The 23,936-nt window shown below is 71.1% G+C and carries 15 protein-coding genes and 1 pseudogene; 7 read left to right on the top strand and 9 right to left on the bottom strand.

The annotated features are described in order from the left end of the window. Positions 1-6: 6 nt before the first annotated feature. Positions 7-717 (top strand): DUF4386 domain-containing protein, encoded by a 711-nt coding sequence (locus tag IF22_RS0111200; protein WP_051708334.1) that lies wholly within the window; start codon positions 7-9, stop codon positions 715-717. A gap of 160 nt (positions 718-877) precedes the next feature. On the opposite strand, the gene IF22_RS0111195 is transcribed toward IF22_RS0111200, so the two are convergent. Then, a complete protein-coding gene (locus IF22_RS0111195) occupies positions 878-2,191 on the bottom strand; it encodes an aspartate aminotransferase family protein (protein ID WP_030330967.1) in 1,314 nt (437 codons plus the stop codon). Positions 2,192-2,276: 85 nt separating this feature from the next. Between IF22_RS0111195 and IF22_RS0111190 the strand changes: the two genes are divergently transcribed. After that, positions 2,277-3,164 (top strand): LysR family transcriptional regulator, encoded by an 888-nt coding sequence (locus IF22_RS0111190; RefSeq protein WP_030330966.1) that lies wholly within the window; start codon positions 2,277-2,279, stop codon positions 3,162-3,164. A 29-nt stretch (positions 3,165-3,193) separates the two neighbouring features. Here the strand turns inward: IF22_RS0111190 and IF22_RS35880 are convergent. The 5 genes and pseudogenes from IF22_RS35880 to IF22_RS0111165 all read right to left on the bottom strand — a co-directional run. After that, positions 3,194-3,526 (bottom strand): annotated as a pseudogene (locus IF22_RS35880) (hypothetical protein); the annotation flags it as partial. A gap of 23 nt (positions 3,527-3,549) precedes the next feature. Beyond that, positions 3,550-4,593 (bottom strand): extracellular catalytic domain type 1 short-chain-length polyhydroxyalkanoate depolymerase, encoded by a 1,044-nt coding sequence (locus IF22_RS0111180; RefSeq protein WP_156057449.1) that lies wholly within the window; start codon positions 4,591-4,593, stop codon positions 3,550-3,552. 49 nt (positions 4,594-4,642) lie between these two features. Continuing rightward, entirely contained in the window at positions 4,643-5,323 is a 681-nt protein-coding gene (locus IF22_RS0111175; protein ID WP_030330961.1) for a GOLPH3/VPS74 family protein, read from the bottom strand. Further along, positions 5,320-6,039 (bottom strand): ABC transporter permease, encoded by a 720-nt coding sequence (locus IF22_RS0111170; RefSeq protein WP_030330959.1) that lies wholly within the window; start codon positions 6,037-6,039, stop codon positions 5,320-5,322. The genes IF22_RS0111175 and IF22_RS0111170 overlap by 4 nt, the downstream gene beginning before the upstream one ends. 27 nt (positions 6,040-6,066) lie before the next feature. Then, entirely contained in the window at positions 6,067-6,948 is an 882-nt protein-coding gene (locus IF22_RS0111165; protein WP_030330958.1) for an ABC transporter ATP-binding protein, read from the bottom strand. Positions 6,949-7,055: 107 nt separating this feature from the next. Between IF22_RS0111165 and IF22_RS0111160 the strand changes: the two genes are divergently transcribed. From IF22_RS0111160 to bla, 3 genes are all read left to right on the top strand, one after another. Beyond that, a complete protein-coding gene (locus IF22_RS0111160; RefSeq protein WP_030330956.1) occupies positions 7,056-8,198 on the top strand; it encodes a sensor histidine kinase in 1,143 nt (380 codons plus the stop codon). Continuing rightward, positions 8,195-8,797, top strand: coding sequence for a response regulator transcription factor (locus IF22_RS0111155; RefSeq protein ID WP_030330954.1), 603 nt, complete (start codon positions 8,195-8,197; stop codon positions 8,795-8,797). Before IF22_RS0111160 ends, IF22_RS0111155 begins: the two co-directional genes overlap by 4 nt. Before the next feature lie 132 nt (positions 8,798-8,929). Further along, a complete protein-coding gene (gene bla / locus IF22_RS0111150) occupies positions 8,930-9,838 on the top strand; it encodes a class A beta-lactamase (protein ID WP_374224198.1) in 909 nt (302 codons plus the stop codon). Positions 9,839-9,944: 106 nt separating this feature from the next. Here bla and IF22_RS0111145 read toward each other — a convergent pair whose 3' ends face one another. Continuing rightward, complete coding sequence (locus IF22_RS0111145; RefSeq protein ID WP_030330952.1) at positions 9,945-10,865, bottom strand: serine hydrolase; 921 nt, start codon at positions 10,863-10,865, stop codon at positions 9,945-9,947. Continuing rightward, positions 10,862-11,773, bottom strand: a complete 912-nt coding sequence (locus IF22_RS0111140) for a helix-turn-helix domain-containing protein (RefSeq protein WP_030330951.1) — start codon at positions 11,771-11,773, stop codon at positions 10,862-10,864. The genes IF22_RS0111145 and IF22_RS0111140 overlap by 4 nt, the downstream gene beginning before the upstream one ends. 148 nt (positions 11,774-11,921) lie before the next feature. Here IF22_RS0111140 and IF22_RS0111135 point away from each other — a divergent pair, with 148 nt between their 5' ends. Then, positions 11,922-12,788 (top strand): NmrA family NAD(P)-binding protein, encoded by an 867-nt coding sequence (locus tag IF22_RS0111135; RefSeq protein ID WP_030330950.1) that lies wholly within the window; start codon positions 11,922-11,924, stop codon positions 12,786-12,788. Positions 12,789-12,834: 46 nt separating this feature from the next. Here IF22_RS0111135 and IF22_RS0111130 read toward each other — a convergent pair whose 3' ends face one another. After that, on the bottom strand, positions 12,835-14,031 hold the full coding sequence (locus IF22_RS0111130) for a D-alanyl-D-alanine carboxypeptidase family protein (protein WP_030330949.1): 1,197 nt from the start codon (positions 14,029-14,031) through the stop codon (positions 12,835-12,837). Between the two features lie 559 nt (positions 14,032-14,590). Between IF22_RS0111130 and IF22_RS0111120 the strand changes: the two genes are divergently transcribed. Then, on the top strand, positions 14,591-23,935 hold the full coding sequence (locus IF22_RS0111120) for a Tc toxin subunit A-related protein (RefSeq protein WP_167337293.1): 9,345 nt from the start codon (positions 14,591-14,593) through the stop codon (positions 23,933-23,935). The last annotated feature ends 1 nt before the right edge of the window (position 23,936 follow it).

The raw sequence follows: 23,936 nt of genomic DNA, 5'->3' as shown, positions 1-23,936 counted from the left end.
GCCACCATGCCCGCGCTTATCCGTACGGCCCGCGTGACCGGGCTTCTCTACCTCGCCCTCGCCTTCGCTGGCGCACTGGGCTTTCTGCTCATCCGGCCGCGACTCTTCAGCGCCGAGGACCCCAACGCGACGCTCGCCAACCTGGTCCAGCACGAATCACTCGCGCGTGTCGGAGTCGCCTTCGAGCTGCTCATCGTCATCAGCCAGGCCCTCGCCGCCGCATGGTTCTATCGACTGTTCCGCACCGCGGACCGGCTTGCCGCCAGCGCCATCGCCGCCTTCGGTCTCATCAACGCGGTCGTGGTCCTCGTCAGCGCGGCACTGCTCGCCACGGCTGTCGACCTCGCGCTCGATCCGGTCGGCGACGCGGCGGCCACCGTCCAACTTCTTTACCTGACCAGCGGCAACCTGTGGGGCGTCGGAGCGTTGTTCTTCGGCCTCTGGCTCATCCCCATGGGACGCTGCGTGCTCCGCTCGAACTGGATGCCCCGCCCGCTCGGCTGGATCCTCGTCGGTGGCGGCATCGGATACCTGCTGAGCGCATTCATCGGATACCTCGCCCCTGACGCACAGGCCATCGCCGACGTTCTGGTCGCACCCGCGACGATCGGTGAGTTCTGGATGATCGGCTACCTACTGACGCGCGGCGTCCGCCGCCACGCATACGACCAGGCACGCTCCGACGGGCAACCGGAGGCCGCGCCGATGACCGTCTAGCCGCGCCTCCCCCCACCGACCACCAACCCCATGCCTGCGGTTGGCAACCAGTGACAAGAGGCGATCATCGCTCGGTCGTATCTGTGCAGCTCAGCGCCTATTCCTGACCGGGAACAGCACGCGCGACGCGTTGTCGTCGTCACGAGCCCCGGCTGGAGTGTCAGGGTGTGAACCGCGGCGCCACGTCGGCGAGCGCGTGGTCGAGGATTTCCAGGCCCAGGTCCAGCTCCGCGTGGCTGGAGGTGAGCGCCGGCGCGATGCGGAAGACGCCGCCCATGGTCGGCAGCTGCACCACGTTCATGTGCAGGCCCAGTTCCAGGCAACGTCCTGTCACTGCGGCGCCCAGCGCGTCGGCCGGTCGTTTCGACTCCCGGTCGCTGACCAGTTCGAGTCCGACCAGCAGACCGCGGCCGCGCACGTCGCCGACCACCGGGTGGCGCTGGCTGATCTCCTCAAGGCCCTTGCGCAGGTACGAGCCCAGGTGCGCAGCCTGTTCGTCGAGCCGGTCGGCTTCCAGCACGTCCAGGACCGTGTTGCCGACCGCAGCCACCAGCGGGTCCGAGACGTGCGTGGTGAAGAAGAGGAAACCGCGCTCGTGCGCCGTGTGCTCGATCTCCGGGCTGGTCACCACGGCGGCCAGCGGCAGGCCGGCGCCGAGCGTCTTGGACAGGGTCAGGATGTCCGGCACGACGCCGTCACGCTGGAACGCGTACCACTCTCCGGTGCGGCACAGGCCGGTCTGCGCTTCGTCGAGGATCAGCAGCCCGCCCCGCTCGTGCACCTTGTCGCGCAGCGCCGCGAGGTATCCCGGCGGCAGGTCGATCACCCCGCCGGAGCTGAGGATCGGTTCGACGATGCACGCCGCCAGGCTGCCCACCGACTGGGCGTCGAACAGCTCGAACGCGAACTCCAACTGATGCCGCCAGTCCAGCTCGCCGCTGGGCAGGGTGAAGTCGGGCCGGTACGCGTTCGGCGTGGGGATCGCGAAGTTGCCGGGCGCCGCGGGCCCGTACCCCTTGCGCCCCGAGCTGTAGGTGGCGCTCGCCGCAGCCTGGGTCATCCCGTGCCACGACCGGGCGAACGAGATGATCTCGTGCCGGCCGGTGACCAGCTTCGCCATGCGGATCGCCGCCTCGTTGGACTCCGCGCCGGTGGTGAGCAGGAGGACCTTCTCCAGCGGCGCGGGCAGCGAGCCGGCGAGGCGGCGGGCCAGTTCGACCACGGGCCGGCTCAGCATGCCACTGAACAGGTGGTCGAGGGTGGCTGCCTGCCGTTGGATCGTGGCTACGACCGCCGGGTGGGAGTGGCCGAGGATCGCGCTCATCTGCCCCGAGGTGAAGTCGAGCAGGCGGCGGCCGTCGGCGGTGAAGACGAAACTGCCCTCGGCGCGGTCGATGATCTCACGTACGAAGCTGCCAGCGCCGCTGTAGCGGACCAGGTGACGATCGGCGTCGGACCAGAACGAATCAGCCATGGACCGACGCTAGGCAGTCCCGGATAGGTACGTCCATCGCACATTTTCGCTGTCGCTGTTAAGCGGAGCCGTACAGTCGGGGGTCATGACGCTGAATCCGTGGCGGCTGCGCCTGCTCGCCGACCTGGCGACGTTCGGCACTGTTCGGGCCGTTGCGCAGCGCGGCAACCTGAGCCCGTCGGCGGTGTCGCAGCAGCTGGCCACGCTGGAACGGGAGACCCGCACCGCGTTGCTGGAACGCACCGGGCGGCGGGTGCGGCTCACCGCGGCTGGAATGTTGCTTGCCGGCCGGGCTCGGGAGATCCTCGCGGCCATGGACGCGGCCGAGGCAGAGCTGCGCCACCTCGCCGAGGAGCCGGCCGGCACGGTCACCGTGGCCGCGTTCCAGAGCGCCGTGCAAGCCCTCGCCGAACCGGCGCTTGCCCGTCTTGCGACCCGACACCCGGACGTGAGCGTGGTGTTGCTGGAGTTGGAGCCGCACGAGAGCATGCCGGCGCTGCGTCGCGGCGACGTCGACCTGATCATCACGACCGCCGATTTCGCTGGCGCCGAGCTCTCCCCGGAGATTTACCTGGTGCCGCTCGCCACCGACCCGGTGGTGCTGGTGCTGCCCCCGGAGCATCCGCTGGCCAGCGCCGAATCGGTCGACCTGGAGGCGTGCGCGCAGCAGCGCTGGACGTTCGACGTCGCGGGCTCGTACATGTCCGAGCTGTCCACCCGGCTGTGCCGGGAGGCCGGCTTCGAGCCCGTGGTGATCTGTCGGTTCAACAACTACATGCTGGCGCTGCGGCACGTGGAGAATGGCCGCTCGATCACCATGCTGCCGAAGCTGGCGGTGGACCCGCGATACCGGGTGGTGACCCGACCGCTGAACCCGCCGCTGACCCGGCGCATCACCGCCGGGGTCCGGCGAGCGGCCGCGTCGCGCCCCGAGGTGACCGCCGTGCTCAATGCCCTGAGAGCAGGTGACTGACCTCGGTGTGCAAGCGCCCGTCGGCGGAGGTCGTTGTCGCGCCACAGGTTCACCCACCGCCAGCCGACCCGGTCGGCGATCTCGTGAATGACCTCGTCGCTGATGCAGGCGGGGAAGAGCCGGGCGTACAACCGGCGCAGCGGGGAACCGTGGGTCAGCAGTGCGATCCGGTCGGTGACCCGTGCCGGCAGTTGCGGCACGGTCGCGGCGAGCAGGACGGAGCCGTGGCTGTGTCCGGTGAGGACCACCGCGTTGCCGGAGTTGACGAGGTGGGTGATGCGGCAGGTCAGTTCGGGAACGGCCCGCTCGGCGTAGCACGGTGGCGCGAAAGGGTGCGCGGCTCCGGGCCAGAAGGTGCCGAGGGGCACCGTCCGGGCGGCCGGGCTCATCGCATCGGGTGGCGCTTGGCGAACTCCCACACGATCGCGCTGGCGTCGGGGCCGGCGTGATCGGTGTAGCGGCCGTCGCCGTCCGGTCCCGGCCACGCGTGCCCCATGCCCTGGACGCGGTACGCCTCGACGACCGAAGAGCCGTCCGACGCCGTGATCGTCGAGTGCGTGTACGCGTGCCGACCCTCGGCGGCCGGCACGGACACCGTCTTCTCGGTCGGGTCGAGGCTGCCGTTGGGCAGCCCGTCGTCCACGAGGTCGCCCACCGCGGTCCAGTGGGCGACGAGGCGGGTGGCGACCAGGGGCGGCACGACCTCGTCCCGCTCACCCTGAATGATCAGCATCGGCACACGGCGGGCCCGCTCGCCCATCTGGGCCCTGGCCTGACGTGCCGTGTCCAGCGGCGACATCGAGCCCGGGTCGTCCGGGTCGACCTGGTTGAGCCCGTACTCCCCGCCGGCCACCGAGGTCACCGTGGCGAAGACGTCGGGGTAGGTGGCGGCGAGGATGACGGCGGTCCCCGCGCCCGACGAGGCCCCGGCGACGTGCACCCGCGCGGGATCCGCGTCGTACTCCTCGACCACCTGGCGGGCGACACCGGCGAGCAGTGCCGGCTCGCCGGTGTGCCGCTGTTGGTCCCGGGCGTCGCCGGAGTTCCAGCAGGCGATCACGTTGCGCGAGATCAGTTGTGTGGGATAGACGACGATGAAGCCCTCCCGGTCGGCCAGGCGGTTGAACTGCGTCGTGGACTTCATGGAGTTCCACCCGTAACCGGTCATCGCGCAGCCGTGAATCGCCATGACGACCGGCAACCCGGCCGTCCCGACCTGGTGGGGCGGAACGTGGACCTGGTAACGCTGCGACCCGGCGGCACCGGTGTAGACGTGGTTGCGGTCGCCGTCGTCCATCTGCCAGGGCAGGCCGAGTTGCAGGCCGGCGACGCCGAGGCTGGCGGCGGCCACGACGGTGACAAAGATGCCGGAGACGATCCGGAGCCATCGTCGTCGTGGACGACGCGGCGGGTGCGGCGGCGCGGTCACGCGGGCCTCCTTTTCCGTACGGGATCCAGCTCAGCTGGACGCGGTCGGGCTAACTTCGCGGAAGGACAGAGATGGCCACGATGGCGCTGTTGACGACGGTGGCCGTCACGGTGCGGGTCACGGCTGCCGCCGCGGCGTCGGCGCCCCAGTCGCCCTGTTCGAGTTCCTTGGCTCGGTTGATCACCGGTGCGGTCCACGGGATCTCGCGGTGGAACTGCGGGAGCGTCCCGCTCGCCGAGAGCAGCGCCGTGAGCGCGGCGACCCGGGCCTGCGGCCGCGCACCGTCCACGAGAACCTGCCGAACCTCGGCGAGCAGGCGGGCCCGTCGTTCGGTCCGGCCGTCGCGCAGGGCCGTCGTCCGGAACAGGCCGAGCACCTTGCGGGGCTCCTGGTCGATCTCGCCGCGCGCGACGAGCCGCTGCAGGACCGGCTCGCGCAGGACGGGACCGATCGCGGCCAGTGCCGTCTGCACCCCTCGGGGTTTCTCGGCGAGGTAGTCGTAGGCCGGGCGGAGGAGGCTGTCCGACGGTGGGTGACCCGGCACGCCGCTGACCCGCCCCCGGTCCGTCGTGGTCAGGTGCTCGTCGAGGGCGAGTTCGGCGAGGACGGCTCCACCGAGGACGTAGAAGAGGGTGTTCTCGCCGGCGATGGTCCCGGACCTGGGTTGGAACAGGAGCAGCAGGAGGTCTTCGACGAGGGTCGGGGTGTCCGAGCGGGATGCGGTGGTCATCGTCGGGGCTCCCAGCGGAAGAGGCGGGTGGCGAGGTTGACGGCGATGACGACCCAGCCGAGCGTGGGCGCGAGCAGGAGCAGGGAGTCGGTGACGGCGACGCCGCCGTTCCAGGCGTTCATGATCAGTTCGGTGGCCGCGCCGCCGGGCAGCAACCGCTTGAGCCAGGCGAGGTTCTCGGTGCCGGAGATACCCACCCAGGTGGTCACGGCGATCACCCCGAGGGTGACGGGGAGGGTGGTGACCTGGGCGTGTTCAGGGGAGTTCGTCAGCCCGGCCGTGGCCAGCGCCAGGCCGATCAGCATGGCCAGGGTCGCGAGGATCGCCACCACCAGCAGGGCGACGTTCGACGGTCCACCCGCGACCACGGCCAGGGCGGTGAGGATCGCGGCCACCTGCACCGCCGCGATGACGAGTACGGGCAGCAGTAGGCCGGCGAGGATGCCGGGGTCGCTCTCGGCGGTGGAGCGCAGCCGCTTGAGGAAGAGGTTCTGCCGCCGGGAGGCCAGGGTGGTGACGGCCGTGGCGTAGAGGCCGAACGCGGCCACGGTGAACGTGACGATCGCGGCGATGTAGCCGAGGCTCCCGAGGGCGGCGTACGTCTCGTGCTGACGCACGAAGAACGCGCTGACCGCGACCGGGATGATGAGGCTGGTGATCAGTATCAGTCGGTTGCGGAAGACCTGGATCAGTTCGCTGGACGCGATGGACAACACGGGTGAGGCTCCTTCGGGATGCGCGGATCAGTTGCTGATGGCGCGGAAGACGTCGTCGAGCCGGGTCGGCCCGGCCGCCAGGTCGCGCAGTTCCACGGCGTGGGCCTGCGCCCAGCCGAGCAGCAGGTGCAGGTCCTTCTGCAGCTCGAAGGACTCGACGGTGACCTTCCCGTCGACGTCCACGTCGGCCTGCAGCGGTAGCGGCGGCATCGGTGTGGCGAGGGAGAAGCGGATCACGCCGGGGAGGGTGCGGGTCAGCTCGGAGACGGTGCCCTCGCGATGGAGGACGCCCTGGTGCATGAGCCCGATCCGGTCGGCGCGCTGCTGCGCCTCCTCCAGGTAGTGCGTGGTGAGCACGATGGTCGATCCGTTCTCCCGGAGCCGGTCCACCGTCGCCCAGACGGCGTCGCGGGACTGGATGTCGAGGCCGGTGGTCGGCTCGTCCAGGAAGATCAGCTCCGGGGTGCCGTAGACCGCGGTGGCGAAGTCCAGCCGCCGCTTCTCCCCGCCGGACAGCTGCGAGACCTTGCGCCCGGCCCGGCCGGTGAGGTCGACCAGGTCGATCACCCGGTCGACGTCGTCGGTGCGCCGGGTGAGCCGGCCGATCAGGCCCACAGACTCACGGACGGTGAGATCCGGGGAGAAACCGCTCTCCTGGAGCATGACGCCCATTCGGGGACGTGTCGCCTGCCGGTCGTCGGGGCGGTGCCCGAAGACGCGTACCGTGCCCGAGGTTGGCCTCCGGTGACCCTCGACGACTTCCAGGGTCGAGGTCTTCCCGGCTCCGTTGGTGCCCAGCAGTGCGTAGAGCTCTCCGGGGCGTACCTCGAAGGAAAGATCCTTCACGGCGTGGAAGTCACCGTAGGTGAGGTTCAGCCGTTCGACTTCGATGACTGGTGTGGTGGACATGCACCAATGACAGCGCGGGCGGAGCCGTCCCGTCAGTGGCGCCGTGTCATCACCGCATGTGACGTGGTGTCACTGGTCGTGGCATCCGGCTGGCCGATACTGGTCTGGTGACCGCCAGCTCACCGCGCTTCACCGAGTCGACGCAGGGAAGGCTGCGCCGGCTCAATCTCGCCACGTCACTGCCGCCGGTGGTGTTCGCCGCGGTGGTCCTGGTCTACACCGACACGCGTACCTGGTGGCACCTGATCATCCTCGCGCCGGGGGCCGCGGCGGCCCTGGTGGCCTTCGAACGGTGGACGGCCAACGACCTCGCCCGGGTCGTGCTGCCCTGCCTGGTCGTGGCCGCGGCGGTGTGGCCACTGGGAGTTCTGGTGAGCGGCAGCCCCAACGCCTACTGGGGGTTCTGCGCGGTGGGCTCCCTCGGCATGCGCGAGGTGCGACGGCACCGGAAGCTGGTGCTGGCCGGGCTGTTCGGCTATGTCGCGGCGGTCGGCGCGGCGCGGTTGCTGGTGCAGCGGGACGACATCGGCCACGTCCTGGTCACCTACGTTCTCATCCCGACCGTCCTGACCATGCTCGTGACGGTCTTCACCATCGTGGGCGAGCGGTTCTACGACCTCATCCGCGAGCTCGAACAGACCCGGGAACGTGAGGCGGAGCTGGCCGTGGTCCGGGAGCGCGTGCGGTTCGCCAGCGACCTGCACGACATCCAGGGCCACACCCTGCACGTGGTCAAGCTGAAGATCGCCCTGGCCCAGCGACTGCTGCTCCGGGACACCGCCCGGGTGGAGCAGGAGCTACGGGAGACGTACGCGCTGGTCAGCGACACCATCGCGCAGACCAAGGAACTCGCCTACGCACAACGACGGCTCAACCTCACCGCGGAGATCGAGAACGCGAAGAACCTGTTCGAAGCCGCCGGCATCCGGGTCCGGGTGACCCGGGAGGCCGAGGTCGACACCCGCGCCAGCGAACTGCTCGGCCAGGTGCTGCGCGAGACGACCACGAACATCCTGCGGCACGCGCAGGCCAGACAGGTGCAGATCACCCTCTCCGAGTCGGGCATCACCATCGTCAACGACGGGGTGAGCGCCACCGCGCCCCCGGAGCTGCGCGGGCTGGCGGCGCTGCGGCAACGGGTGGCGGGCGACGGAGGCGAGCTGACCGTGCACCAGCAGCAGGGGACCTTCCGGACGGCGGCGACGTTCCCCGCCGCGCGTGCCGCCACGGAGCGGGGTGACGGCCGATGACCACAATCGTGCTCGCCGACGACGAGGCGCTGCTGCGCACCGCTCTGGCCGCGCTGCTGCCGATGGAGGGCGACGTCACCGTTCTCGCCGAGGCGTCCGACGGCGAGACGGCGGTCGAGGCCACCCTGCGGCACGAGCCCGACGTGCTGGTCATCGACCTGGAGATGCCGGGCGTGGACGGTCTCGGCGCGGTCGCCGAGATCCGCCGTACGCGCCCGGAGCAGGTCGTCCTGATGCTGACCCGGCACGCCCGCCCCGGCGTGCTGCGCAAAGCACTGAAGCTCGGCGTCCAGGGCTTCGTCAGTAAATCCGCCGAGCCGGCGCACATCTCCTCGGTCATCGCCACCCTGCACGCGGGCAAACGCTGGATCGACCCGGACGTGTCCGCGCTTGCCGTCACCGAGGACAACCCCCTCACCGACCGTGAGGCCGACGTCCTGCGGGTCACCGGCGAGGGCTACTCGGTCGCCGACATCGCCGCCCGGCTCCACCTCGCCCCGGGCACCGTCCGCAACTACCTCTCCAACGCGATGCGCAAGACCCAGACCCGGACCCGCCACGAAGCGGCCCGCTACGCCCGCGAACACGACTGGCTGTGACCAGCAGGTGACCATGTCAGATCAGCATGGACACCGTCGTTTCCGTCTTCGACCGCATGCCGGATCCCTGCCACTGTCGAGTCCTGTCCGACCGGCGCGCCCGCGTCGGACCCACGACACCGACAAGGAGCGATCATGATTCGTGCGACACACCGTCTGGTGGCCGCGGCGGCAGTGGTGTCCCTCGCCGCTTGCGGCCCCGCCGATGCCGCCGAGCAACCGGCCGGCGACCCCGCCGCGACGGCCACCGCGTCCACCGCCGCCGACCCGAGCCCCGACTTCCGGCAGCTGGAGAAGAGGTTCGGCGCACGGCTGGGGGTCTACGCGATCGACACCGGCACCGGTCGCACCGTGCGGTACCGGGCCGACGAGCGGTTCGCGTACGCGTCGACGTTCAAGGCGTTGGCCGCCGCCGAGATCCTCGACGAGACCACCGACAGCGAGCTGGACCGGGTGGTGCGGTACTCGGCGGACGACCTGGTGACCTACTCGCCGATCACGGAGCAGCACGTCACCGAGGGCATGACGCTGCGCGCGATCGCCGACGCGGCCGTGCGGTACAGCGACAACACCGCCGGCAACCTGCTGTTGCGCCAGCTCGGCGGACCGCAGAAGTTCGAGAAGGAACTGCGCGAGGTGGGGGACAAGGTCACCGATCCGGCGCGCTACGAGACCGAGCTCAACGAGGCGAGGCCGGGTGATCGGCGGGACACCAGCACCGCGGCGGCCCTGGCCGAGGATCTGCGGGCGTACGCCGTGGGAGACGCCCTCGAACCGGCGGACCGCGACGTGCTCAACGGTTGGTTGCGGGGCAACACCACCGGCGGCGACCTGATCCGCGCCGGTGTGCCCGACGGCTGGGTCGTGGGGGACAAGACCGGTGCCGGCGGCTACGGCACCCGCAACGACATCGCGGTGATCTGGCCTCCGGACCGCGCGCCGATCGTCCTCGCGGTGCTGTCCAGTCGCGACCAGAAGGATGCCGACTACGACGACGCCCTGATCGCCCAGGCGGCCGAGGTCGTGATCGGCACGTTGTAGGTCCACCGACTCCGGTGACGCGGCCTGCTGGTCCTCGGCGCCGTCAACATCGCCATGGTGGTGCTGGTCTGGCTGCGCGAGCGGCGAGCCCGGCCACCAGCGCGGACTAACCCCACCAGGGCAGGGTGCCCGTCCTCAGGTGATCGTGCAAACTCCGGGCGACCTGGGCCATCGTCGCCTCGCTGCCGGGCTGTGCGACGGCGGGGACCCGGGAGGCGGTGAGCGCGGCGACCGCGTACGACTGCCCGTCGGCATGATCCACCACCCCTACCTCGTGACGCAGGTGCAGCAGCGTGCCGGTCTTCGACGACCAGCGGGACGCGTCAGAGGTGAAGTCGGGGGCGAGTCGCTGCCGGTGCAGGTTGTCCGCCAGCAGAGCGCGTACGCGGGCGGCGGTGTTCTCGTGGATCGTCGAGGGGCGCCAGAGGGCGTGCAGCAGGTCGACGAAGGCCCGTGCCGACCCGGCGTTGGCGCGGGTGACGTCGAGCTGGGCGACGGGATGGCCCTGCCCGGGCGTCGCCGCGCCGATGGCGAGGGAATGCGCCAGGTGCGCGTCGTCGGGGTCGAATCGTTCCGCCGGCGTCTCGGCGAGGTCGCCGACCCGGTGCCGCACGGCGATGCCCTCGATCCCTAGTCGCCGCAGCTCGGCGCCGACCGCAGCCGGCGGGACGAGGTCGAACAGGGCATCGGCGGCGACCCCGTCGCTGACGGCGGTGCTCAGGTAGAGCAGGTCGTCCACGGCGACCCGCGCGGGATGGCGGAAGCGACTGATCCCGGTCGGGCCTGGTGTGGTGATCCGACCGGGCGCGACGTCGACAGGTGTCGCCGGGTCGAGTTCCCCGCGCCCGACCCGCTCCAGCACGGCGACCGCCAGCGGCACCTTGACCAGTGACGCTGTCGGGTACGGGGTGTCGGCGTCGAAGCCGATCTCCTGGCCGGTGTCGAGGTCGCGGACGAGGAAGGCACCGCGTAGTCCTGCTTCGTCCAGCAGGTCACGCGCGTTGCGTACGACGGTGGTGGCGCTCATGTCGCAGTCCCTTCCGGCCGGTCACCGGTTGTGCCGTCCCCGGCCGCACCCAGGCATCGTGCGATGTCCGCGTACAGGACGGTGCGGAGCTGGTCGAGGTCCTCGCGTGCCCCGGCGGCGACGGCGTACCCCCGTACGAGTCGCAGGCCGGCGAGGGGGCACCAGTGCAGCCCGAAGTCGTCGGCCTGCTGACGGGAGCACAGCAGCAGATCGGGGGAGCCGAGGGCCGCCGCGGCGGCGTCGACCAGGGATGGCGCGATCGACACCTGGGCCGGTGCCAGACCAGTCGACTGGCCGGCGCGGGTCAGCGGATCCCGCAGGTGCGCGACGTCGTCCTCGGGCTGGATCAGGATCCGGCGGCGTGCCTGCGTTCGGGCGCGGCCGGTGCGCAGCGTCTCCAGGAACACCGTCGGTGCCGGGAAGGGAGTCCGGGCGGCCAGCCCGAGCGGCACCCGCCAGAGCGCCGTCGCCTCCGGAAACGCCACGATCCCGGTACCGACCTCAAGGGTCTGGCAGAGCCGTGCGCGCTCCTGCGGACCGGCCGGCCGTACCTCCAGGTGGATCCGCTGCCGTCGGGCGGCGGCCACCAGGGCGGCGAGGCGGTGCGGCGGGCAGATTTCGGGTACGGCCACCCGCAGCGGCCGCAACCGGGCCCGCTCGGCGTCGTCGGCCATGGCGTCGGCGAGGTCGACCAGGCGTCGCGCTGTCGGCAGCATGTCCTGCCCGAACGGGGTCAGGCGGACCGCGCGGGAGGTCCGGTCGAACAGCCGCGACCCGAAGTGCTCCTCCAGGGCGGCGATGCGGCGGCTGGCCACCGACTGGGGGATTCCCGCTGCGGCGGCACCGGAGGTGAAGCTGCCGTGGCCGCTGACGGCGACGAAGGCCCGACACGCGGCGACGATGTCCATCCGCCGAACCTATACCCGGAACGCATGGACAAGGCCACAGGGATCACGATGGGCATCGTTCGGCGGCGCCCGAGCCGCCGGACCGCCCCGCATCGTCAGGGTCGGCGATACGATCCAGCAGGCGTCGAACCGGGGAGGAGGGCGCAGGATGCGGACATCAACGTCGGCTGCCGCGATCCGGGTGCTGGTGACCGGGGTACGCGGCAAGACGGGCGCACCGCTGGCCGAGCTGCTCGTGGCACGGCAGGGCGTCGAGGTGCGCGGCGGCACCAGGGATCCGTCCGGTCCCGGCATCAACGGCGTCCAGCCCACCGCCTTCTCGTGGGACGAACCGTCCGGTTGGGCGGCGGCGACCGACGGCGTCGACGCGGTCTACGTGGTCCGGCCGGACCGCGCGGACGCGCCGGAACTCATCGGTGCGCTGCTGGCCGAGGTGGCGCCCCGGACCAAGGTCGTGCTGCTGTCCGACAAGGACGGTGGCCATCCGGGCGCTGACCAGCCGGGGCCCGCAGGCTGGGCGCCCCGCGTCGAGCGCGCGGTCCGCGACAGCGGGCGTCAGTGGACGATCCTGCGGCCGGGCTGGTTCATGCAGGTCTTCACCGACCCGCGCTTCTACCGCGACCAGATCACCGGTGCCGGCGAGCTGCCGTTTCCCAGCGGCGACGCTCTGGTGGCCTGGATCGACGCACGGGACATCGCGGCCGTCGCCGAGCGGGCTCTGCTCGATCCCGGGCACGCCGGTCAGACGTACCAGATATCCGGTCCGGAGGCCCTGTCGTTGCCGCGTACCGCGGAGTTGCTCTCCGCCGCGGCGGGACGTCCCGTGACCCACCGGGACGTGACGATCGACGAGGCCGTTGCCGGCTCCGAGGGCTTCGAACGAGACCTCTCCGCGCTGACGTTCGAGCGTGTCCGCGCCGGCGGCTTCGCCGAGGTGACCGACACCGTCGAACACGTCATCGGGCGTCCGGCGCGTACGCTGCAGACCTTTCTCCGCGACGCCTTCCGCTCCTGAACCACGGTCCTGGCCGCCGACGGCCCGAGCTGCGGCGAAGGTCCCCTCATCCCGATGACGGCTTGGTTGCCGCCCGCGCCGCCCTTCGCCGCACGGAACCCGCCAGGAGCAGAACGGCCAGGACACCGCCGGCGCCGGGGCCGAGGATGGCCATCCACGACATCGACAGTCCGGTCCGCGCCTGATCGGCTTTCACCTGGGAGACCGGACGGTCAGGCTTCTTCTCGTCCGGGCCGACCAGGCGGCCGACCGACGCGTCGGGGGAGAGCGCGAAGCCCCAGTTCAGCAGCGCCGCCGCCTCGCCCAGGCTGCCCAGCGGCGCGGTCTCCGCGCCGAGCAGGGTCACGGCGAGCCGTCGTCCGTTGCGCTCGGCCACCCCCACGTACGTCTGCCGTGCCAGGTCGGTGAAGCCCGTCTTTCCGCCGAGCGTCCCCGGGTAGCGGTCCAGCAACGTGTTGTCGTGGGTGAGGGAGAGGCCGGGCCGTCCCGGCCCGGCCGGTATCTCCGCCACTCGGGTGGCGACGTACCGCCGGAAGTCCGCGCGGGCGTAGGTGGCCCGCGCGATCAACGCCAGGTCGTATGCGCTGGTGTACTGGCCGGGACCGTCCAGGCCGGACGGTGTCGCCGCGTGGGTCTGGTTCGCGCCCAGCCGGTGGGCCTCGTCGTTCATCGCCTGCACGCCGCCCTGCCGGCCGGTGCTGCCACCGCCGACACGGGCCAGCACGTTGGCGGCGTCGTTTCCCGACTTCAGGAGAAGCCCCAGCCACAGGCTCTCGATCGAGTACCGGCCGCCCGGCACCACCCCCATCACCGAACTGGCCGGATCGAGATCGCGCAGATCCGCCCGGGTCACCTCGACCACCTGCGTCGGGTCGAGGTGCGGCATCAGGGCCGCGGCGAGCAACATCTTCTGCACGCTGGCCGGCGTGCGGCGTTCGTGCGGTCCGCAGCCACCCAGCACCGCGCCACTGTCGAGGTCGGCCACCAGCCACGAGGTGGCGGTCACCGCCGGGGCGTTCGACGCACCGGCCGGAATGGACAGCCCGGCAGTGGCCAGCGACTCACCGCCCACGGCCAGGTCGGCGGGGTCGACCGGCGGCGGAGACGGTGCGGGCGGTGGGGCAACCGGCGGCTTCACGGCCGGGCAGGGCACGTACGGCGCGGCCAGTCGCGCCGGTGACGCGGGCACCACGGCGGGCGTGGTCAGACTGAGCGCCACCGCGACAACGCAAATGATGGTCACGTCAAAGGACCGTAATCGCCAATGATGCGGGCATGGCCCGGTCGCAGAAAGTGGTCCCGGGAGGGCGGGTATTCCCGGCCTTGGCCCGGACGGCACTGCTTCTATCGCCTTGTGCCGTTTCGCGCGGCTCCGAGGGCCCATGGGAACGGGCGTGCCAGCGATGTTTCGCTCATTACGTCGAAACGGATGTGAACAGGCATCACCAGCCCCTTGTACTCCGGCGAGACCCCGGTGTGTACGAACGCGACGAGTTCTGTGGTCCGGAAGCCCGGGGCGAACTCCACGCGTTTCACCGGGTCGCCGCAGGAGAGGCCGCGCCGGCTCGGGGAGCCCTTCGTCAGCGAGTACGCGTCGAGCCCATCGCCGAAGCGAGCACCAGTAGTCAGGTCCGCCACCGGCCGTACCGGCAGTGCCCGCCGCCGTTCATCCAGACGGGCAGGCGGATCTCGGACAGTGCGATGCTCCCGAGCTGCTCTGATCCGCAGGATGCCGGGTAGCCCCCGGTCGCACCGGCGTCAGTCAGCCGCCGTCGCCGGCTGCTGGACGATCGGAGATGCTCATGACCAGCCCGTTGGGCTCGCGGCGGCACCGCCCCAGCGATGATGTCCGGCGGCTGCACGCCGCGTTGCTGCGGATGCCCGTCGACATCGCCACCGACGAACTCGTCGACGCCCGGTACGGGCCGACCACCCGCCGCGGAGTGGCCGAACTCCAACGGGCGCACAAGCTGCCGGTGACCGGCGTTGTGGACGGGGCGACCCGGGACGTGGTGCAGATGGTGCTGGCCGAGCCGCCGTCCCGGTTCGTGGTGGTGGGCCGGGTGCGTTGGGCCGACGGGCGGCCGGCGAACGCGCTGACGGTCGGCGCGTTCGACCGGGACCTGCGGCACGCCGAGCAACTCGGCGAGGCGAGCACCGGGGACGACGGGCTGTATCGCGTCGACTATTCGCGCGACCAGTTCACCCGCTCCGAGAAGCAGTCCGCTGACCTGTTCGTCCGGGTGTCCGCAGGCGATCGTGTCCTGTCCGACCCGCCGCTGAGCGCGGTGCTGTTCAACGCCCCCGAGCTGGCCGTGCTCACTGTGGATCTGTCCGGGGGTGGGGAGCGGGAACGCAGTGAGTACGAGCGGATCCTCGCCACGATCGTCCCGTTGCTCGGCGAGGTGCCGTTGTCCGAGCTGCGGCAGGACGACGAGGCCGAGGACGTGACGTTCCTGGCCGCCGAGACCGGACTGCCCGCGACGGCGCTGGCGCACTTCGGGGTGGCGCAGAAGCTGGCGGCGTCGTACAAACTGTCGGCGATGTTCGGCTACGCGCTGCTCGCCGAGCGGACGCTGTTGACCGCGAGTCGTACCGGCGCCGCGCTGGCCCGGTTCGACGTCGATCTGAACACCGAGCTGCGGCCGCTGTACTACGACATCGCCCTGCTCGACGAGGACACCGTCCGCAACGCCGTCGCCGACGCCGTGCGCCACCGGTACGTTCCCAAGGACCTGCTCGGCGAGCTGGACCGGATCCTCGAGATGCTGGCCCGGGTGCGGTCGGAGGCCGAGGAGTACGTCGCGCAGGAACGGCCGAAGGTGTTGTACGGGCGGGTGGAGCGGTTCCTCGTCGACGGGGCGCACGAGCGGGTGCAGAGTCTCCTCGCCACCGACGCCGCCGGTGACCTGCCCGGACTGATCGCCCGGCTGGCCGACGCGGCGGCGTTTCCCGACCGGTCGGTCGCCGAGGCGGCCGGCGCGGCGAGCGTGCTGGCCGACGTGTTGGGCTACGACGAGACGATCGTCGACCGGGTCCGCCACCGCGAGGGGATCGAGCGGGCGGCCGACGTACGCCGGCTGGCCCGGCTGGCCCCGGCGGACTGGCGCCGGGTGTTGGGGGACAGCACCGCTGATGTCCGGGTCGCCGGTCAGCCGGTCCGGCCGGCGCTGATCGACCTGCACGCCGGCGCGCTGGCCCGCAAGCTGGAACGGCGCTATCCCACCACTGCCTTCACCGCGCAGCTCGAACGCGATGCGGGCGCCACGGTCGGGACCGCAGCCGACGCCGACCCGGCAGCCGACGCCGCGGGCGGGCGGGCCGACGGCAGCGGCGAGCGGGCCAGCGCGGCTGAGCGCGCCTTCGGTGGGCACCGGGACGCGGTGCTCGAACTGCTCACCGCGAACCCGGATTTCGACCTCGCCACCGGCAACGTGGAGCGGCTGCTGCGCGACCACCCGGAGCGGCTGCGCACCGGTCGACCGGCGCTCAAGGCCGCGCAGCGGATCTTCAAGCTGGCGCCGACGTACCGGCAGACCACGGCGTTGCTGGGGGCCAACGTGCCGTCGGCGGCCCGGATCCACGCCCTCGGCGAGACCCGGTTCGTGGCCACCGCCGTGGACACCGGCCGGTTCACCGACGAGCAGGCCCGGTCGGTGTATCGCCGGGCGGTGGACGTGCACGTGGCGAGCGGTCTGCTGGCCGGCGAACTCCAGAGCGCGGCGCGGGCGCTGCCGGTCCAGGCGTTGGGCGGCTCGGCGGCTCCGGACCTCACCCCGGTCAGCGCCGACTTTCCCAACCTGGCCAGCCTGTTCCGGCTCGCCGACTCCAGCTACTGCGAACCGTGCCGCAGTGTGCACAGCGCCGCCGCGTACCTGGTGGACGTCCTTCAGTTCCTCGGCAACCGGCTGGTCACCGACGCCGACACGCCGGGTCCGGCCACCAAGGTCGCCCGGGACGTGTTGTACGGCCGCCGGCCGGACCTCGGTGACCTGGATCTGAGCTGTGACAACACCGACCTTCCGCTGCCCTACCTGGACGTGGTGTGTGAGCTGCTGGAGGAGGCGGTGGCGCCGGACGCCGGTCTGGCGTTCGCCGGCCCGCTGAGCGGCGGCGTCGATCCGGTGGAGGCGCCGTCGGCCGGGCTGCTGAGCCTGTTGCAGGGCCAGGGTTGGCCGTTCACCGACCGGTCCCTGGTGTATGAGCCGGACCTGGCCGGGGCCCGCGTGGTACGGGACACCGGCGTGGTGGCCAAGGCGACCCCGGACGGGTCCGGTGGGTGGTTGGTGCGCCAACTGCGCCAGAGCACCGGCACCGCGGCGGAGTTGGCGGCCGCGCCGCAGTACGTGAACGGTGCCGCCTACACAGTGCTGGCCGGCAGCCGGTACGCGTTCGCCCTGCCGTTCGACCTGGCGCACGAGGAGACCCGCAGCTACTTCGCCCAGTTCGAGATCCCCCGGGCCGATCTGATGCGGGCGCTGCGGCGGCCGATCGGCCCGAGCGACGAGGCCATCGCGGCCGAGGAACTGGGGATCAGCGAAGCGCAGCGGAACCTGGTGGTGAATGCCGACCCGGGTGCGCAGGACGACATCTGGAACACCGCGCCGCTCGGCGCTCTGGGCGGCATCGCCCGGGTGGACAATTTCCTTCCTCGGGCGCGCCTGGACTATCGGGAGCTGACCGAACTGCTGGCGTTGGCCTGGGTCAATCCCGGGAACGTCATGTTCGTCAAGCACCTGGACACCGGGTCCGATCTCAGCGCGAAGCGGATCCAGCAGCTCACCGACGCGCGCCTGGACCGGATCCACCGGTTCCTGCGCCTGCTGCGCGCGCCGGCCTGCACCGGCTGGACGCCGCAGCTGCTGGACCGGGCGATCCGGGCCGACGCGCTGGGCGGTGGCGCCCTGGACGACGACTTCCTGGTCACGGTGGCGGCGCTGCACCGGCTGGCGGCGCGGCTCGGGCTGCCGTTGCCAGTGGTGGTCGACCTGTTCGCGCCGCTGGACGAGTCGCGCTACGCCGAGGTGTTCCGCAACGCGGCGAACGGCCCGGTCCTCGCGGCGTTCGAGCCGGCCAACGTGCTCGCCAACGAGCAGGCGGAGCTGACCACACCCGGCTCGGGTGCTCCGCTGTCGGCGCACGAGGCGTACCTGGCGACCTGCCTGGGTGCCACGACGGCGGACACCGCGCTGCTGGTGGCCGACCTGCCGGCCCCGGCGATCGTCAGCAACGCCAACCTGCACGCGGTGTACGCCGGCACGCTGCTGGCCCGGGCGCTGGGGCTCACCGCCGCCGAGTACCTGATCATGAAGGATCTGATCGGGTCGGATCCGCTCACCGCACCGGCCACCGCGCTGGTCTTCGTCGAGCGGTTCGACGCCGCCCGGGCCGGCACCGGCATCCGCCCGGCGGATCTGCGCTACCTGCTCCGGCACGAAGCCGACGACCTGGCCGTGCGGGACCTGCCGGACGAGACGTTGACGGCGGTGCTCACCGGGTTGCAGGCCGCCTACCAGAGCGCGTACGCGAGCACCCGGCCCGCTGTCGACCCGGCGGCGCCGCCCGAGGAGAACCTGCCGGGGATGCGGGCCCTGCTGGCCACCGTGCCCGGAATGGCCGAGGCGGACCTGGCCGGCTTCGTGTCCGTCGTGGACGGCAGTTGGACCGATGCGGCGGTTACCCCGGCGCAGTTCGTCGACGCGAAGCTCGCCGCCCTGGTGGACACCACACCGATAACGGCGGCGATCGTGGCCAACCCCACCGAGGCCCAGCAGACCACGCTGCTGCTGACCATCACCACGGCGCTGTCCAGCTACGCGTACACCCGTACCAAGCAGGAGCTGGCGACGACGGCGGTGGCCGACACCTTCGGGTTCTCGGCGGACGCCGCCACCACGGTGCTGGCCGGTGCGGAGCTGACCCGGCCGCTGCTCGCGGTCCTCACCGACGACGCGCTGGTGGACCTGGTGAACGAGCCGCCGGCGCCGCCGGCGGTCACCCCGGCCGGGTTCGACGAGCAGTACCGGGCCCTGCGCCTGCTGCACGTGCTGAGCCGGCTCGTCGACCACCTGACGGTGCCCGACGCCGACCTCGGTTGGCTGCTGACGAACGCCGCGCCGCTCGGCTGGCTGGCCCCGGACCGGGTGCCGTACCAGACCGGCCGGCCACCGGCCCCGTTGGCCGACTGGATCCGGTTGGCCGCCGGGGTCGAGCTGGCCCGTGCCTACCCGCCGGTGGCGAACCCGCTGGACGCGGCCGCGCCGTGGACGGTGTACGGGCTGTTCGACCTGGTCCTGGCGGCCGGCACCACCGCCGCGCAGGTCCACACCCATCTGGCGCAGCTCGGTGGTTGGGACGTCACCACGCTGGCCGACCTGGACACCCACCTCGAACTGTCGGCGGCGAACCTCACCGCGTACCGGTCGCCGGTGACGGTCCAGCGGTTGGCCGAGGCGCTCACAGTGCTACGCCGGCTGGGCCTGCCGGTAGCGGCGGCGGTGCCGCTGGGCCAGCCGGTCACTACCGCGGCGGGCGTGGCCACCATGCGGCAGGCCCTGAAGGCGCGGTACGCCGAGGCCGAGTGGCTCGGGGTGCTCCAAGGTGTGCAGGACCGGCTGCGGGTGGCCAAGCGCGACGCGCTGGTCGCGTACCTGCTGGCCGAGAACCCGGCGCTGCGCGACACCAACGACCTGTACGACAACTTCCTCATCGACGTCGAGATGGGCGCCTGCATGGCGACGTCGCGCATCGTGCAGGCGCACGCCACAGTGCAACTGTTCGTGCAGCGCTGCCTGTTGGGACTGGAACCGGACAGCGTCGCCGCGGTCACCGAGGACCCGGGTTGGGAGCAGTGGGACTGGATGGCCAACTACCGGGTGTGGGAGGCCAACCGGAAGATCTTCCTGTACCCGGAGAACTGGATCCAACCGGAGCTGCGCGACGACAAGTCGGAGTTGTTCAGCGAGCTGGACGACCAGTTGCAGCAGGACGAGCTGACCGACCTGGCGGTGGAGAACGCCACCATCGCGTACCTGGAGAAGCTGGACGACCTGGCACACCTGGACGTGATGGCCTGCTACTACCAGCACGACAGGCATCTCCTGCACGTGTTCGCCCGCACCCGGGGCGGCGACCCGGCGGTGTACTACCACCGGCAGTTCGAGCGGGAGCGGTACTGGACGCCGTGGCGGCGGGTGCCGCTGGACATCGCGGGCGACCACCTGCTCGCCTTCGACCGCAACAGCCGGCTCACACTGGCCTGGCCGGTCTTCACCGAGGAGACGGACACCTCGCAGACCTCCCAGATTCCGGACCCGGACGGCATCCCGCCGGGCGGCACGGAGACGGATCGGCCGCGCCGGCGGTGGCGGATCCAGTTGGCCATCGGTGAGCGGGCACAGGACCGCTGGCAGCCGAAGAAGATCTCCAAGGATGCGCTGTACTACCCCGCCAGCGGCTACCAGGAGGACCTGCCCTCGGCGAACGAGTTCACCTGCTTCGCGTACGCGGCCGGGGAGGCCGGCCAGGCGATCAGCGTGCTCACCGGTGTCGAGTTCGTCGGCTCGTTCGCGCTGACCGGCTGCCGGGGCTATCCGGAGCCGATGCCGGGCGGCGGTTCCGGCAGCTTGCTGCTGTCACCGGTGTTCAAGGACACCAAGCTGCTGGCCGAACGGTTCACCGAGCTGGTCTCCCGAACGCAGAACGACCTGGCGATCAGCACTCCGCTGATGGGCGCGTACCAGACGTTGGTGGCGCAGACGCCCGGCCGGTTCCGGGTGACGTACCCCATGCAGATGTCGTTGCTCGACTGGATCATCATGCTGCTGGGGATCTGGCAGAACGCCCGGGGCATCCAGGACCGCCGGCCGGTGCTGCCACTGGGCACCCTGATGCCGTACTTCTACGGCGACTACGACCGCGGTTACGTGATCATCCCGGGCTTCTACGACCGGCGCGCCGAGGACCCGACGGACCGGATCGAGAAGACGTACAGCGACGTGGACCAGTTCGTCCGCGACGTGCTGGCGCTGCTCACCGAATACCTGCGCCGGTACGCCGAGGATCCGGCGCACGACCTCGCTGCCGCCGTGCAGGCGATGACCCAGGACGCCGAATACCACCGGCTGGTCGCCGAGTTCAAGGTCTACGACACCCTCTCGTACGGGGTGAAGTTCGCTAACTTCTACCACCCGCTGCTGTGTTTCCTCCGGGCCACCGTCTACCGCTCGGGCGTGTCGGCGTTGCTGAGCCGGAGCACCCAGCTCACCAACACGGGGTTCGACTTCGCCGCCACCTACCAGCCGCAGCCGGTGGTCGTGTCGCCGTACCCGGTGGAGGACCTGGACTTCGCCGCTGACGGCGCGTACTCGGGCTACAACTGGGAGCTGTTCTACCACCTGCCGTTCGACATCGCGATGCGGCTCAACCGGGACCAGCGCTTCGCCGAGGCGCGCAACTGGTTCCACCACATCTTCAACCCGGTCGGCACGGCCGACGGCGCCACGGCCCCACAGAAGTACTGGGTCACCAAGCCGTTCTTCCAGACCGGGGCGCCCGAGCTGATCAGCCAGCGGATCGGCGACATTCTCACGGCGATCGCGGCGGACCCGTCGGGGGCCAGCATCACCGACCTGAAGTTCGCTGTGGAGCAGTGGCGGGCGAAGCCGTTCAACCCGCACGTGGTGGCCCGCAGCCGGCCGGTCGCCTACCAGTTGGCCGTGGTGCTCGGTTACCTGAAGAACCTCGTCGACTGGGGTGACCAGTTGTTCCGGCAGTTCACCAGGGAGTCCGTCACCCAGGCCACCCAGCTGTACATCCTGGCCGACAAACTGCTCGGGCCGAAGCCGAGCGTGGTGCCGCCGCTGGTCACTCCGGCTCCGGCCACCGTCAACCAGCTTCAGGCCTCTGTGGACCTGTTCGGCAACGCGCTGCTGGACCTGGAGAACCTGATCCCCGACCTGGACCTGCTGCCGCACGGCGGGGCCGAGCTGCCCAGCCCACTGAGCTACTCGGCGCTGTACTTCTGCGTCCCGCCCAACGAGGAGATGCTCCGGCTGTGGGATCTGATCGCCGATCGGCTGTTCAAGATCCGCAACTGCCAGAACATCGACGGGGTGGAGAGCATGCTCGCCCTGTTCTCACCACCGATCGACCCGGGGGCACTGGTCCGGGCCGCCGCCGCCGGCATGTCCGTCTCGTCGTTCCTGGCCGGGCTCGGCGCACCACTGCCGAACTACCGCTTCCGGGTGCTGGCCCAGAAGGCCACCGAACTCGTCGGGTACGTCGGCGAGCTGGGCGGCGGGCTGCTCGCGGCCATGGAGAAGCGCGACGCCGAGCAACTCGCCCGGCTGCGCGCCGGCCAGGAGATCGCCCTGCTCGACGCGGTACGGGCGGTCAAGCTCGCCACCATCGCGGAGGCCGAGGGCAACGTCGCGGCCCTGGAACTGAGCCGCAAGGTGGTGGAGGAGCGGCAACGCTACTACGCCGGTCGGCCGTACATGAACGCCTGGGAGATCACCGCCACGGCGCTGTCGGGGGTGTCGCTGCTCGGCGAGGCCGCGATCGCGGTGGGCTACATCCTGTCCGGCGGGCTGAAGCTGATACCTGACTTCACCACCGGCGGTGCCGGCTTCGGTGGCTCACCCACAGTGACCCTGACCATCGGCGGGGACAAGGTCGGCGCCGCCGCCGACTCGGCCGTGATGACCCTGGAGGCGATCGCCCGGGCGCTGGACAAGGCCGCCGGGATGGCCGCCAACCAGGGTGGCTACCGCCGCCGGATGGACGACTGGGAACACCAGGCGGCGCTGGCCGGCCTGGAACTGACCCAGCTCGACCAGCAGATCCTCACCGGGCGGCTGCACGTGGCCATGCTCACCGACGAGTTGGCGGCGCACGACCGGGAAGCCGACAACGCCCGGGCCACCGAGGAGTACCTGCGCGGCAAGTACACGAACACTGAGCTGTACCAGTGGATGGTGAGCCGGGCCAGCTCCGTCTACTTCGGGGCGTACCAGCTCGCCTTCGACGTGGCGAAGAAGGCCGAGCGGTGCTTCGCGCACGAGTTGGGCAGCGAGGCCACGTTCCTGCAACCCGGCTACTGGGACAGCCTGCGCAAGGGGCTGACCGTGGCCGACGCGCTGCGCCACGACCTGAAGCGGATGGAGGTGGCCTACCTCGACCGGCACAGCCGCGAGCGCGAGCTGACCCGGCACGTCTCGCTGGCACAGCTCGACCCGGCGGCGCTGATCGAGCTGCGGGCCACCGGCAGTTGCCTGATCAACGTGCCGGAGGCGCTGTTCGACCTGGACCACCCGGGGCACTACTTCCGCCGGCTGCGTACGGTCAGCCTGTCCATCCCGTGCGTGGCCGGCCCGTACACCCCCGTCACCGCGAAGCTGTCCCTGATCGCCAACCGGTACCGGACCGGCACCGCGGCCCGGCAGGGCGCCACCAGCGCCAAGGACAAGTACACCGAGGTGCCCGGCGACGACCGGTTCGCGTACAACGTGGGCGGGATCGAGTCGATCGCCACCAGCAGCGGCCTCAGCGACAGCGGCATGTTCGAGCTGAACTTCGCCGACGACCGCTACCTGCCGTTCGAGGGCAAGGGCGCGGTTGGCACCTGGCGGCTGGAACTGCCGACGGCGGTCCGCCAGTTCGACTACGACACCATCAGCGACATCATCCTGCACCTGCGGTACACCGCCCGCGACGGCGGCTCGACACTGCGCGGCCTGGTCGAGGACTCCCTACGAGAGGTGCTCAACGAGATGCTGGTCGACGCCGGCCGGACGGGCCTGTACCAGGCCTACAGCCTGCGCCACCAGTTCCCGGACGAATGGTGGCAGCTCACCCAGCAACAGAGCACCGAACTGACCATCGGCCCGGAGCACCTGCCGTACCTGGCCCGCGATCACCAGCCGGTGGTGGACCAGGTGACCTGGTACGCGCGGGTGGACGGTGATCCCGGGACGTACGACCTCACGGTGGCCGGTGACCCGGTGACGTTGAACCGGGACGCTGACCTGCACCAGTGTGTGGGCCAGTCCGATCCGCTGGTGCTCGGTGCCCCGGTCACGCTGGCGGCCGACCCGGACGGCCTCACCGACCTGGTCCTCCTGTTGCACTACCGGCTCGACGGCTGAG

This window comes from Micromonospora parva, from assembly GCF_000718515.1.
GTDB lineage: Bacteria > Actinomycetota > Actinomycetes > Mycobacteriales > Micromonosporaceae > Micromonospora > Micromonospora parva.
Note: the sequence above shows the minus strand (reverse complement) of the source record. Positions and strands in the feature narration are given on the sequence as shown.

Bases quoted from the DNA above. Each gene is read 5' to 3' on its own strand.
- IF22_RS0111200 (WP_051708334.1), top strand. From the start codon at position 7: ATGCCCGCGCTTATCCGTACGGCCCGCGTGACCGGGCTTCTCTACCTC.
- IF22_RS0111195 (WP_030330967.1), bottom strand. From the start codon at position 2,191: ATGGCTGATTCGTTCTGGTCCGACGCCGATCGTCACCTGGTCCGCTAC.
- IF22_RS0111190 (WP_030330966.1), top strand. From the start codon at position 2,277: ATGACGCTGAATCCGTGGCGGCTGCGCCTGCTCGCCGACCTGGCGACG.
- IF22_RS0111175 (WP_030330961.1), bottom strand. From the start codon at position 5,323: ATGACCACCGCATCCCGCTCGGACACCCCGACCCTCGTCGAAGACCTC.
- IF22_RS0111165 (WP_030330958.1), bottom strand. From the start codon at position 6,948: ATGTCCACCACACCAGTCATCGAAGTCGAACGGCTGAACCTCACCTAC.
- IF22_RS0111155 (WP_030330954.1), top strand. From the start codon at position 8,195: ATGACCACAATCGTGCTCGCCGACGACGAGGCGCTGCTGCGCACCGCT.
- IF22_RS0111145 (WP_030330952.1), bottom strand. From the start codon at position 10,865: ATGAGCGCCACCACCGTCGTACGCAACGCGCGTGACCTGCTGGACGAA.
- IF22_RS0111140 (WP_030330951.1), bottom strand. From the start codon at position 11,773: ATGGACATCGTCGCCGCGTGTCGGGCCTTCGTCGCCGTCAGCGGCCAC.
- IF22_RS0111135 (WP_030330950.1), top strand. From the start codon at position 11,922: ATGCGGACATCAACGTCGGCTGCCGCGATCCGGGTGCTGGTGACCGGG.
- IF22_RS0111120 (WP_167337293.1), top strand. From the start codon at position 14,591: ATGACCAGCCCGTTGGGCTCGCGGCGGCACCGCCCCAGCGATGATGTC.